We start from the raw sequence: 12,290 nt of genomic DNA, 5'->3' as shown, positions 1-12,290 counted from the left end.
CGACGCCGACACCAACACCGACGGTAGAACCAACGCCGACACCGACGCCGACACCAACACCGACGGTAGAACCAACGCCGACACCGACACCGACACCGACGGTAGAACCAACGCCAGCGCCAACATCGCCGCCGTCCAGTTTCCCTCCAGTGCCTACGCCGACTCCGATAATTGGATTTATCGTGAGCAATGATGTGGCCGTGAATGATGATCCACTGCCGCTGGGACCTGTAGTAGCTCCAATAGCTACAACAATACCGGACCCAACGCCGACACCGGCTGTTGCGGTTGCGCCAATAGTAGCAACACCGGAGCCAACGCCTTCAGCGGAACCGGCACCCGATGTAGTCATTATTGATGATGAGGTTCCTCTAGGCAGTGTGCCTGTGGATGGAATGCTGCCGAAGACGGGCGAATCCAGTCCTGCTCCTTATTATTTTGCTGGTTTGGCACTCGCTGGTCTGGGCTTGATTCTTAGAAGAACCACCAGAAACAGCAAACGTAAGTGAATCACCGGAACTGAGATTTATATAGACAAACGATGACCCTGTAATTTGACAAGGGCTGCTTTCGGAGATGAAGTTCTCCTGGAGCAGCTCTTTTTTCATTTGATACTCCTACACTTAAACAGCGGAGCGGGCGGAATGATTGTGGAGAAGCGGAGCGGTCGCCTTTGTATCCGGATTTTCACCGATTAGGGGAATGTAAAAAAATCTGGATACAAGAGCGATTGGAACAACGTTCCGTTTGCGGAGCGTGCTCCTAAGCGTCGTCGTAATTCATACTCCATCCATTCATGCTGAATCTTGCCTTAGCCCCGGCTGTATTTTCAGTTAGCCGTACTCCCGTGCTATACTAGGCTCAAATTACACTAAGCAAAAGATCCTATTCCCTGGCTGGAATGGTTGCTTACTGAAGGAGGAACGTTGATGTGGATGATAACCCTGCTTGTGGTGCTGATCGTGGTGGCCGCAGGGGTGGGATATGCCGGATTCTATTTTTATGGAGTAGCCATTAAGCGGGCCCCTAAGGAATTCCTGGCCAAGACCCCAGACCTTAAGATCGATCCGCCGCCGGTGGCTGGAGCCTCGTGGGGAGAAGGGGCGGAGTGGGTGTCCCGGCAGACCTTCCGTGAGGTGGAGCTGGTGTCTGAGGATGGACTCAAGCTGCAAGGCTATTATCTGGCGTCAGAGCGTGCTGCCGGCCGGACGGTCATTGTTGCCCACGGGTATTCCGGGAAGGCCAAGGATATGGGGGCGACCGCTAAGAACTATTATGAGAATCTGGGGTACAATGTGCTGCTGCCTGATGCCAGAGGACACGGGCGGAGCGAAGGGGATTATATCGGCTTTGGCTGGCCGGAGCGCCGGGATTATCTGAAATGGATCGGATTTGTCCTGCAGGAGAACGGTCCGGACGCGCAAATCGTGCTGCATGGTGTATCTATGGGTGGAGCCACGGTACTGATGACGTCCGGTGAGGAGCTTCCTCCGCAGGTCAAGGTGATTGTCGCCGATTGCGGCTATACCTCGGTTAAGGCGCAGCTGTCCTATCAGCTGAAGCGGATGTACCATCTGCCCAGCTTCCCGTTTGTGCCGGTGGCCAGTCTGGTGACCCGGATGAAGGCTGGTTATTCCTTCGGGGAGGCGTCTGCGCTGAAGCAGGTACGCAAGGCCCAGGTGCCGATTCTGTTCATCCACGGAGATGCGGATAAGTTCGTGCCTTATGCGATGATGAATGAGCTGTATGAGGCCTGCCGGAGTCCGAAGGAGCAACTGGTGGTGCATGGAGCAGGGCATGGCCTGTCCTATGATACGGATAAAAGCACATACATCCGCACAGTAGGCGAATTCGTAGAACGCTATGTACACACAGCCCGGCTGCCGCTGAATCTGTAAGATAAAAACCCCTAGAACGTAGACGCGCCCGATATCCGCAGACAGCGGTTATCGGGCGCTAATTATGTTCCACACATGGGGCCTTTCCCTGAAGAACAGAGAAGCAGCCAGCCATGTCTTATCGGTATATAAATCCCCCGCCGTTTGTGAGCGAAACGGGTGTCGTTATTCCTTGTTATTTCCAGCAGCCGTGTGGCGAGAGAAATCCTTCCAATACGACAAAAGCCCTACCTCTCTTTTGTCCTTGCGGCTCCGTGGCCGCGCCAGTGTGAATCGGAATGCTATGTTCGAATTTAGTCTCATAAAAAGGAAAAGTACTGCAAGAAAACGTAAGATATTGTGTCCAAACCGCCGATAATATAAAGAAGTGATTCATCGGCCTGACATCTTCTTGATGGGGATAAACATACTCGAAAACAAATATTATTTTATTATAACACGGGGATCATATATATGCAACTGTATATTGGGCTGCGGCCGGGACGGGAATGAGGGGACAGATGGAACTATACAGAATTTTTTTAAAGAAACAGATCCGGAACTACATCTTCAGCTCAGCTGTAGCGGTACTGGCAGTCGGGAGTCTGCTTATGTTATCTTCCCTGGAGATCAGCCGGGTTGAATATTACCGGCTCCTGCTGGTGCTTCTTTGTTCCTTTGTGATTATGGCGTCCATAGAGATTACTATTTTTCTCAGACAGATCAGACCTATACGGGCTGCACTGGTTCAGGAGAATGCTGCGCTATCGATGCTGGAAGAAGCATATCTGCACACGCACCAGCTGCCCAAACGGGCCGTTCAGCGGATTATGGGGCCGCATCTGCTCGGATTATCCGTTCCGGCTCTGCTGCTGACCTTCTGGATGATCCGTGCCGGCTGGGTTACGTTCCCTTACTTCTATCTGATCCTGGCCATGTGCTGCGCTGTGCTTGTGGCCTGTATGCATTCCCTGATTGAATTCTTCCTGACCTGCACCTCCATTATTCCGCTGATTAAGGAGTTCAGGAACCGTGCGCTGGAGCAGTATAGCGTGGATTTTTCCCTGGAGGGCCATGTGTTCGTGCCGATACGCCCCAAATTCCTGGTGAGCTGTATGCTGATCGGCACCTTCCCGCTGTTCCTGTTTATTATGGCGACACATATCCGTATGAATGGTGAGGGGAATTCGATAGTCGTCGTAGGACTTCAGAGCTATTGGGCCTGGGCGGGGATGGTGCTGCTGATCGGTACGCTGTTCTCCTCCATTGCGGCCTGGCTGCTGACGAATAGCGTACAGTATCCGATCCATGAGCTGTATCAGGCGATGAACCAGGTGAAGGACGGCAATCTGGTCCAGGTGCAGGATGAGTACTCCGATGAGTTCTCGAAGCTGGTGGCAGGCTTTAACATGATGGTCCGCGGGCTTCAGGCACGGGAGCAGCAGAGCCGCCAGCTGCTGGACAGCTACTTCTCCACCCTTGCCGTGGCACTGGATGCCCGCGATTCTTATACGGCAGGACATTCGCTCCGTGTAGCGGAGTATTCGGTGATTATCGGACAGCTGGCCGGACTGAGCGGGCAGGAGCTGGATGATCTGCGCAAGTCAGCCCTGCTGCATGATATCGGCAAGATCGGGGTGAGAGACAGCGTCCTGTTCAAGGAAGAAGCCCTTACGGATGAGGAGTTCCTTCAGATTCAGAGCCATACTGTGCTGGGGGAGAATATTCTGCGGCAGATTGAACCGGCGGACAAAATGGCACCCTATCTGGGCGGCGTCCGCTCGCATCATGAGCGTTATGACGGCCTCGGCTACCCGGATGGTCTTGCCGGTACGAATATACCCTTGCACGGCCGGATTATCGCGGTAGCGGACGCCTATGATGCGATGACGTCCGACCGGCCTTACCGGAAAGGGATGGACCACGAACGGGCGCTGGGCATTCTGGAGCAGGGCAGGGGCAGCCAATGGGACCCTGAATTCGCCGGATTGTTCCTGGATTACTTCGGAGAGAAGCCGGAAGCCCGCAAGGATGCTCAGCCTGTCCAAGCGGGGTAACACTTTAGATGAAAGCATATCCTTATATTCCTTGCCGAAGCGGATACTATCCAGTTTATGGAGGTTCCGCTTCGGCTTTGCGTGCCTATTTTGTGAACTGCGATGGAAATGCGACAATTAACGACTACATTCATTGAAGGATTGAGGGCAGACCGTTATAATTATTAAGTCTGGATTTTAATTAAAAAATAAGGGAGATTTCTATGAAACGCGCAGATGTGCTGCTGATTTCTATCGTTCTGATTGCTGCGCTCGCCTTTCTCGTGCCAAGATGGCTGTCAAACGATGCTGATAAAGGTGGGCCAGGCAAAGAACTCAAGGCCAATATAACAGTAGATGGTAAGTTATTCAAAACGATAACCCTAACCAAAGAAGAGCAGACTATTGAGGTCCGCACCGAGCGGGGCTATAACATTCTGAAGGTGCATGATTACGGGGTTGAGATGTTCGATGCGGATTGCCCGGATAAGGTCTGCCTCGGCTTCGGATTCATCACGCTGCCCAAGCAGACCATCGTATGCCTTCCACACCGGGTATTGGTTGAGATTGCAAGTGCGGCCGGGGAGGATGAAGTAGATGGCTATGTCCAGTAGTGAATCGGCTACAGCGCTGAAGCGGACCGTAATTATTGCTATATTCGCTGCCGTTGCTGTGGTGCTGAGTATTGTGGAGGCACAGATCCCGCTGGCTGGAGTGGGGCTGATGCCCGGGGCGAAGCTGGGTTTCGCCAATATAATGATTTTGACCTGTATTTACTTTTTGCGCGGACGCGATGTCCTGGTTCTGGTGATCCTCAAGACATTGCTGACCGCCTTCCTGCTTGGTACGCTATCCAGCCTGCTGTTCAGCCTGTTCGGCTCCCTGTTCAGCTTCATTGTGATGTTCGCGCTGGTGAAGCTTGGCCGCAGAAAGTTCAGTGTCATCGGCATCAGTATTGCGGGCGGATTGGCTCATAATACGGGACAGCTGCTCGCAGCCTCATTCGTATTCAATTCAACAAGTATTTTCTATTACCTGCCGGTTCTTCTGATCACAGGCATTATTACAGGCATTGCTGTCGGCTTCGCCGTCCGGTATGTGGTTGACTCGCTATCCAAAATATCCTTATTTGAAGAGTTCCTGAACGGACCGGGTCACTAGCTGCGGAAGGATGAGTAACATGAATCAAGCGTACAACGATATAAAAGCTAGTGAGAAGCCAGCAGTCATTGCCCTTGAGGGCGTATCCTTCGGCTATGACCCGGAGCATCCGATTCTCCATGATATCAACGTGTCGATCCCGCAGGGTCAATGGGTGAGCATTGTGGGGCCTAACGGCTGCGGAAAATCGACCCTGGTCAAGCTGCTGAATGCGCTGCTTCCGAAGAGTGCCGGCCATATCTCTGTCTGCGGACATACGCTGCAGGAAGAGACGATTCAGTCCATCCGGCAATGCATCGGAATGGTCTTCCAGAACCCCGATAACCAGTTCATCGGTCAGACGGTGGAAGAAGATATTCTCTTCGGCCTGGAGGGTCTGTGCCTGCCCTACGAAGAGATGAAGGAGCGGCTTGAATTCTATACCGGTAAGCTCGGGATCAGCCATCTGCTGTCCAAGCATCCCGGAGAGCTGTCAGGCGGGCAGAAGCAGCGTGTGGCCATCGCCTCGATTCTCGCTATGAAGCCAGGCATCGTCATCTTTGACGAGGCCTCTTCTATGTTGGACGAGGGCAGCCGCGACGAGCTGATGGGGATTCTGCGCGACATGCAAGCAGAAGGCAGCTACACGATTCTGCTGATTACTCATGATGCTGATGAGATTCTGGCGTCGGACCGGGTGCTGGCGCTGCACGGGGGTAGCATCGCGGCAGATGTGTCACCTGCGGAGCTGTTCCGTGATGCAGAGCTGCTGGAGAAATGCCATTTGCGGGAGCCTTATACTTGGCAGCTTGCCCGTGAACTGGAGAGCCGGGGAATTACGGTGGATGTACCCGCCAGCGAAAAGGAGCTTATAGACACACTATGGCAATACAACTACAGCAAGTAAGCTATACGTATGCTGACCGGAGTATGTGGAAGCAGACGGCGCTGCACGGGATTAATCTGGAGATTGCCAGGGGTTTGCTGACCGGCATTGCCGGAGCCACCGGCTCCGGTAAATCTACATTGCTCCAGCTGTTCAACGGCATTCTTAAGCCGACGGAAGGCACGGTGCAGGTGCTGGATGTAACGATAACTGCAGGGGAGAAATCACCGAGGCTGCTTCCGCTGCGGCGGAGGGTAGGCCTCGTCTTTCAATTCCCGGAGCAGCAGATGTTCGAAGATACGGTAGAGAAGGATCTCTGCTTCGGGCCGCTGAACTTCGGAGTCAGCCTGGAGGAGGCCAAGGAGCGGGCACGCAAGTCGATGACAGACATGGGACTGGATCTGGCGCTGCTGGAGCGCAATCCCTTCCGGCTTAGCGGAGGACAGATGCGCAAGGCAGCCATTGCCTCGGTGCTGGCGATGGACCCGGACATTGTCGTGCTGGACGAGCCGACTGCCACCCTGGACCCGGTAAGCCGGGCGGAGCTGATCGCGCTGCTGGAGCGGCTGTGCCGCGAGCAGGGCCGGACGATCATCATCGTGACGCACCGGATGGATGAACTGCTGCCTTATGCTGACAACTGGGTCCTACTGAGGGAGGGGGAGCTCGCCTTCCAGGGCAGCGGCGGCGAACTGGCCGCTGATCCGGCGATTCTGGAGCGCTGCGGGCTGCGGGTTCCGCAGTCTCTGCGTTACTGGCAGGCTGCCGCCGAGCGCTTCGGCCTTAGCGGAGAGAAGCCGCTCCTTACAGCCGAGGGCCTCGCGGGGCGGCTTGCGGCCTTGCTGGAAGAGCGCCGCACGCTGAATACCTCCGGCACGGAAGAAATGGGGAATGGCCATGAATGAGCGTCTGCTGCTGGGACGCAGCATTGATACGGGCTCATGGGTACATAAGCTGGATGCCCGGTCCAAGATTACCGGAATGCTGCTCTATGTTGCTATCATCCTGCTGTCCACTTCCTGGATATCCATCGGACTGGTTGCGCTCTTCTCCATCGTGGTGATGGCGACGACCCGCATTCCACTGAAATATTTCATTAAGGCTGCGAAGCCTTTGCGTTATCTGATGTTGTTCATCTTCATTGTACAGGCGCTGTCCGTGAAGGAAGGGGAGGTGCTATGGTCGCTTGGCTCATTCTCTCTGCATGCGGGTGGACTTCGGCTGGGGGCATTCTCTGTGATCCGTATGCTGTTCCTGCTGACCTTCACCGCGCTGCTGACGTTCACGACAACGCCGGGCAAGCTGAACCAGGGGCTGGAGGGAGTGCTGGCCCCGCTGAAGAAGCTCAGGCTGTCACCGGACCGGATTACGCTGATGATCAGCATCGCGCTCCGCTTCATCCCGACGATTCTCGATGAGGCGCAGATTATTCTGAAGGCGCAAGCCTCGCGCGGAGCGGATCTGAAGGAGCTGCCGCTGAAGGAGAAGGCGCGGATGCTTGTCTCGCTGCTGGTTCCGGTCATCGCCAGTGCGTTCCGGCGCGCCCAGGACCTGATCTATTCCATGGAAGCTCGGGGCTTCCGCATGGATGCGCCGCGCAGCCGGTATCACCGGCTCAGGTGGGGCGCGGCGGATACGCTTTTTGTTGCTATGTTCGTTGTACTGGGAGTTGCAGTAGCATTATTGTAAGACATTTAGGGGGATACGGAAATGGCACGTTATTTTAATGGTAAAGAAGTGGAGTTATTGGCACCTGCGGGAACCTTCGAGATCTTCAAGGCTGTCATTGAATCGAAGTGTGATGCGGTGTATTTCGGCGGTCCGGTGCTGAACATGAGAATGATGCGCAAGGGCTATAACTTGAGTCATGAAGAGATTATCGAAGCCTTGAATATCGCCCATAGTATGGACAAAAAAGTATATATCACGGTAAATAATCTGTTCAGCGAAGAGGATGTGGAAGAGGCCAGAGCGTACCTTAGCTTCCTGGACACGGTCCGCCCGGATGCGCTGATCGTGCAGGATATGGCGGTGCTGGAATTGATCCGCGAGATGGGGCTGAATCTGCCGGTTCATGCTTCCGTCATGATGAATGTGCATAATTTGGAGATGATCCACGCGCTGAAGGAGCTGGGCGTCAGCCGGGTCGTTACCTCCCGCGAGATGGATCTGCAGACCGCGAAGCTGCTGGGCGCAAGAAGCGGCATGGAGCTGGAATATTTCATCCACGGCGATATGTGCTCTGTACACGGGGCGAACTGTTATTTCAGCTCCCAGGTGTTCGGAATGAGCAGCAACCGGGGCAAATGCATGAAGCCTTGCCGCTGGGATTACCGGATCAAACGTGACGGCTATGTCTTCCCTGCGGAATATCCGCTGGCGGTGAAGGATATGTTCATGTATGAGCATCTTCCGGAGCTGATTGAATCCGGCATTACTTCCTTCAAAATCGAAGGCCGTATGCGCGATAAAGAATTCATGGTGATGCTGTCCAACAGCTACGGCGATGCGATTGACCGTTATATCGATGATCCGCTTGGCTTCGACCGGACCAAGGATTCCAAAGAGCTGTATAACAACCGTAAGCGCGATTTCTCCACGGCGTATGCTTTTGGCAAACCGGGACTATCGAATATCAACCGTCGTTATGAGGGAACAGGCAAGTTCTACAGCACCGGCAAAGTGTTCAGTACGCCGACTGCCGAACGTGAGCTGTCTGCGGAGCGGGTGACGGAGCTGCGGGGGCGAATGGCTGAAGACAGACGCAGTACCCTTAACAAGCCTGAGCTGGCAGTGCGTGTGAATAATATGGAGCAGGCGCGTCTCGTACTGGAGATGGGAGTAGACAGCTTGTATCTGCCGGGCGATGTGTTTGAGCCGGACCGTCCTTTTACGAAGCAGGATATTAAGGACCTTGGAGCGGTAAAAGGTCATACCAAGCTATATCTCGGCCTGCCGCGCATGATGAATGAGCTGCATTTCGACCAGTATGATCATCTGCTGAACGGGGAGCGGCTGCCGATTGACGGCCTGATCATTACGAACCTGGGGGCGATCCGCCGCTACCGTGGAACCGGTTATCCGCTGATGGGCGACGCTAATCTGAATGTCTACAACCATCTGTCTGCCGGGCTGTATGCGGGACTGGGCCTTACTAAGCTGACTGTTTCGCCGGAGATGACCCTGGAGCATTTCGCCTCCTTCACCTCACGCAGCGACCTGCCGCTGGAGGTTGTGGTGCACGGAACGCCTGCGCTGATGTATATGGAGCATGATCTGTTCGAGAATACAGAGGTGATGGAGCCGATCGGGGAAGAAGACAATCAATATGTCCGCAATGATGTGCTGGTGCTTAAGACTGACAAGGGCGAGAACCCGGTCTACCGTGACCAATATGGCCGCTGCCATCTGTTGTTCGCCAAGGAGCTATGCTATCTCCCGATGCTTAGTGAAATGAACGGCCTGGGGATTGCCAGCTTCCGGATAGAAGGCGCAACATACAGTATAGAGGAGCTGCGCACTATTATTGCTGCTTATCAGGCTGCGATGGATGGAACGAAGCCGGAGGATGATCTGCTGGGCGGACTGAAGCCGGTATATGCGGGGTACACCCTCGGTTCACTGCAATTTAACTAATGCTAATAATTCAATTTTAAAATAACGCTGCTGCGAGTATAATAAGGGCATATGGCGCAATTATAAGTACCTTTTTTCACAAACTAATAGACAGGTATGCCTCATTTGGGATCATCCTGCTTAGCCATTATTGTTAAATCATCAGCTATTGAAAGCGAGGGGAACTTCATGGAACAGAGCGTCATCATTGGACGAGAAGCGGTAGCTGCCAAAAGGAAGCAGTATTTCTACCCGTGCACCGCACATTTTTACCGGGATGCCCCGCAATTGGTGCGCGGAAGCATGCAGTACGTCTACGATGAGAAAGGCAAGGAATACACCGACTTCTTCGCGGGAGTCTCTGTGGTTGCCTGCGGCCACTGTAATCCGGCTATTACTTCACGTACGATAGCACAACTGCAGCAATTGCAGCACACCTCGCCGATCTATCTGACCCAGCCGAATGTAGACTTAGCGGAGCGTCTGGAAGAAGTGCTGCCGGGCACGCTGCGCCGGACATTCTTCGTCAACAGCGGCTCAGAGGCGAATGAAGGGGCGCTGCTGCTGGCGCGGATGCATACGGGCCGCAAAGGCTTCATCGCTCTGGAGGCCGGCCTGCATGGCCGGACCAATCTCACTATGAGTGTGACCGGGCTGCAAATGTGGAGAACCGATGCCTTCCTCGATGAGGATGTTACGTTCATTAAGCGCCCGTATCATCCGGAATTGACGCTGGAGGAAGCGGCGGCTCAGTCCATCCAGAATCTGAAGGAAGTACTCGTTGCCCAGGGAGACACCATCGCTGCAATGATCGTGGAGCCGATTCAGGGGAACGGCGGGATCGTCATGCCTGCGCTGTCTTATTTCCGTGAGGTGAAGGCGCTGCTTGAGCAATACGGTGTACTGCTGATTGACGACGAAATCCAGACCGGCTACGGCCGGACGGGAGCGATGTTTGCGATGGAGCATTTCGGCGTCGTGCCGGACATTATCAGCATGGCCAAGGCACTGGGGAACGGAGTGCCCATCGCTGCCTTTTCCACAACGGATGAGATTGCGGAATCGCTGAACAAGCCTTCCGCCTCGACGTTCGGAGGGAATCCGGTCTCAGCGGCTACGGCGCTGGCGGTGCTGGACTACATCCGTGATGAGCGGCTGGCGGAACGTGCGGCTGAGCTTGGCGGGCAGCTGAAGCAAGGCCTGCTTGCTCTCCAGGCGCGGTACCCTGCGTTGATTACCGATGTAAGGGGCAGCGGACTTATGCTTGGGGCCGAGCTGGCCGGTTCCGAGACTGAGGATGCCGCTGCTGTGACAGACTATGTGCTGGAAGAGCTGAAGGACCGCGGATACCTGATCGGCAAAAACGGCATAGGCCGCAACGTCCTCGCCTTCCAGCCGCCGCTTGTTGTCACTTCCGGGAATATCAATGCCCTGCTGGATGCACTCCATGAAGTGCTGCAAGCGATTCACTGAGAAAGAGGCCTAACATTATGGTTATCATTAATGCTTTTAAACATACGGCGCTTAAACTGAAAATGTTCAGCGAGCTGGTGATGTTCTCCCATACGCTGTTCTCCCTGCCTTTTGCCATCATCTCGATGGTGTGGGCGGCGGGCGGCTGGCCTTCCGGCCATATGATGTTATGGGGACTGATCGCGCTGATCGGGGCACGCAACGGGGCGAATGCGTTTAATCGTCTGGTGGACCGCACCTTCGACGGTAACAATCCGCGTACCGCCCACCGGCATCTGCCGCAGCGTCTGCTCGCCGAGAAAGAAGTCATTCTGTTCATTATCATCAATTATGCCCTGTTCATTGTGGCCTCCGGGATGCTGAACCTGCTCTGTCTGGTGTTGTCCCCGGTAGCCATTGTACTGATCTCATCCTACTCTTATACGAAGCGTTTCACCTTCCTGAGCCATCTGTATCTGGGCTTTGTGATTGCTTCGGCGCCGATTGGCGCCTGGTTTGCGGTCACCGGGAATATTGCGTTCACACCATTCGTGATCGGAACTGTGGTGATGCTCTGGATTGCCGGGTTTGATATCATCTACGGGACTCAGGACATTGAGTTCGACCGCAAGAACGGCTTATGGTCCATTCCGAGCTTCTTCGGCCTGGAGAATGCGCTGCGGATCTCGAAAGGGCTGCATTTCATTATGGTTATGCTGCTGCTGTTCCTGTACCTCTGGCGTGATCTCGGCTGGATGTATCTGGTGGGCATCGGCATTGCTACGGTGCTGCTCATGACGGAGCACAAAATTATCAAGCCTGCCAACCGTAAGCTGATGAAGGTGGCTTCTTATAATTTGAATCAGGTGATCAGTATGGTGATCTTGCTGTGTACGCTGATTGATTATTTTTACGTTAAGTAGGGTGGGAAGCGCGTCGGAGTGTGGCGCGTGCCGGAGGTTGGGGAGCTGCACTGCGCGGAATGTTTGGACTTCCGGCCGCTGTTAACTTCGGATTCCCTGATTGGAGCCGCTGAAAGCGGTAGGAATCCGAAGTTAAAGGCGAACGCTACCGCTCCTCCAGTTCCAAAATTCCTCTCCGTTCCGTCCTAACCTCCCCCAGAGAAGATTAAACTTCAAAAAGACAACAGGCCTACCCAGTGGGGCGGAGCGGCAGAAAAGGCGCGAATAAGCTTAGAGCTTCGCGCTTTTCTTCTTTTTGGGACATCCAAACCCCAAACCCCAAACCCCAAACCCCAAACCCCAAACCCCAAACCCCAAACCC

Annotated in this window: 11 protein-coding genes; all 11 read left to right on the top strand. The window is 54.3% G+C overall.

The genetic code is table 11. The annotated features are described in order from the left end of the window. On the top strand, window positions 1-509 hold a 509-nt coding region (locus tag C162_RS36250; RefSeq protein ID WP_156949737.1), incomplete at its 5' end, for an LPXTG cell wall anchor domain-containing protein. A gap of 426 nt (window positions 510-935) precedes the next feature. Continuing rightward, window positions 936-1,898, top strand: coding sequence for an alpha/beta hydrolase (locus tag C162_RS29170; RefSeq protein ID WP_036700659.1), 963 nt, complete (start codon window positions 936-938; stop codon window positions 1,896-1,898). A 500-nt stretch (window positions 1,899-2,398) separates the two neighbouring features. Beyond that, on the top strand, window positions 2,399-3,934 hold the full coding sequence (locus C162_RS29165) for an HD domain-containing phosphohydrolase (RefSeq protein WP_036700639.1): 1,536 nt from the start codon (window positions 2,399-2,401) through the stop codon (window positions 3,932-3,934). Between the two features lie 203 nt (window positions 3,935-4,137). After that, window positions 4,138-4,527: a NusG domain II-containing protein gene (locus C162_RS29160; RefSeq protein WP_036700638.1), complete on the top strand. Its 390-nt coding sequence runs from the start codon at window positions 4,138-4,140 to the stop codon at window positions 4,525-4,527. Further along, window positions 4,511-5,074 (top strand): Gx transporter family protein, encoded by a 564-nt coding sequence (locus C162_RS29155; protein WP_036700635.1) that lies wholly within the window; start codon window positions 4,511-4,513, stop codon window positions 5,072-5,074. Before C162_RS29160 ends, C162_RS29155 begins: the two co-directional genes overlap by 17 nt. A gap of 19 nt (window positions 5,075-5,093) precedes the next feature. Further along, window positions 5,094-5,960, top strand: coding sequence for an ATP-binding cassette domain-containing protein (locus C162_RS29150; protein ID WP_051494020.1), 867 nt, complete (start codon window positions 5,094-5,096; stop codon window positions 5,958-5,960). Then, window positions 5,936-6,844 (top strand): energy-coupling factor transporter ATPase, encoded by a 909-nt coding sequence (locus C162_RS29145; RefSeq protein WP_036700629.1) that lies wholly within the window; start codon window positions 5,936-5,938, stop codon window positions 6,842-6,844. The genes C162_RS29150 and C162_RS29145 overlap by 25 nt, the downstream gene beginning before the upstream one ends. After that, window positions 6,837-7,628: an energy-coupling factor transporter transmembrane component T family protein gene (locus C162_RS29140; protein ID WP_036700649.1), complete on the top strand. Its 792-nt coding sequence runs from the start codon at window positions 6,837-6,839 to the stop codon at window positions 7,626-7,628. The genes C162_RS29145 and C162_RS29140 overlap by 8 nt, the downstream gene beginning before the upstream one ends. A gap of 21 nt (window positions 7,629-7,649) precedes the next feature. Continuing rightward, entirely contained in the window at window positions 7,650-9,575 is a 1,926-nt protein-coding gene (locus tag C162_RS29135; RefSeq protein ID WP_036700627.1) for a peptidase U32 family protein, read from the top strand. 168 nt (window positions 9,576-9,743) lie between these two features. After that, window positions 9,744-11,027, top strand: a complete 1,284-nt coding sequence (locus tag C162_RS29130; protein WP_036700625.1) for an aspartate aminotransferase family protein — start codon at window positions 9,744-9,746, stop codon at window positions 11,025-11,027. A gap of 17 nt (window positions 11,028-11,044) precedes the next feature. Further along, window positions 11,045-11,929 carry a UbiA-like polyprenyltransferase gene (locus tag C162_RS29125; protein WP_051494019.1) on the top strand — a complete coding sequence of 295 codons (885 nt, stop codon included), beginning with the start codon at window positions 11,045-11,047 and terminating at the stop codon, window positions 11,927-11,929. The last annotated feature ends 361 nt before the right edge of the window (window positions 11,930-12,290 follow it).

This window comes from Paenibacillus sp. FSL R7-269 (genome assembly GCF_000517865.1).
Classification (GTDB): Bacteria; Bacillota; Bacilli; order Paenibacillales; family Paenibacillaceae; genus Paenibacillus_AQ.
This window is presented reverse-complemented; position numbering and strand designations above follow the sequence as displayed.

Excerpts from the sequence above, each read along its gene's own strand:
- C162_RS29170 (WP_036700659.1), top strand. The coding sequence starts at position 936 with ATGATAACCCTGCTTGTGGTGCTGATCGTGGTGGCCGCAGGGGTGGGA.
- C162_RS29165 (WP_036700639.1), top strand. The coding sequence starts at position 2,399 with ATGGAACTATACAGAATTTTTTTAAAGAAACAGATCCGGAACTACATC.
- C162_RS29160 (WP_036700638.1), top strand. The coding sequence starts at position 4,138 with ATGAAACGCGCAGATGTGCTGCTGATTTCTATCGTTCTGATTGCTGCG.
- C162_RS29155 (WP_036700635.1), top strand. The coding sequence starts at position 4,511 with ATGGCTATGTCCAGTAGTGAATCGGCTACAGCGCTGAAGCGGACCGTA.
- C162_RS29150 (WP_051494020.1), top strand. The coding sequence starts at position 5,094 with ATGAATCAAGCGTACAACGATATAAAAGCTAGTGAGAAGCCAGCAGTC.
- C162_RS29145 (WP_036700629.1), top strand. The coding sequence starts at position 5,936 with ATGGCAATACAACTACAGCAAGTAAGCTATACGTATGCTGACCGGAGT.
- C162_RS29140 (WP_036700649.1), top strand. The coding sequence starts at position 6,837 with ATGAATGAGCGTCTGCTGCTGGGACGCAGCATTGATACGGGCTCATGG.
- C162_RS29135 (WP_036700627.1), top strand. The coding sequence starts at position 7,650 with ATGGCACGTTATTTTAATGGTAAAGAAGTGGAGTTATTGGCACCTGCG.
- C162_RS29130 (WP_036700625.1), top strand. The coding sequence starts at position 9,744 with ATGGAACAGAGCGTCATCATTGGACGAGAAGCGGTAGCTGCCAAAAGG.
- C162_RS29125 (WP_051494019.1), top strand. The coding sequence starts at position 11,045 with ATGGTTATCATTAATGCTTTTAAACATACGGCGCTTAAACTGAAAATG.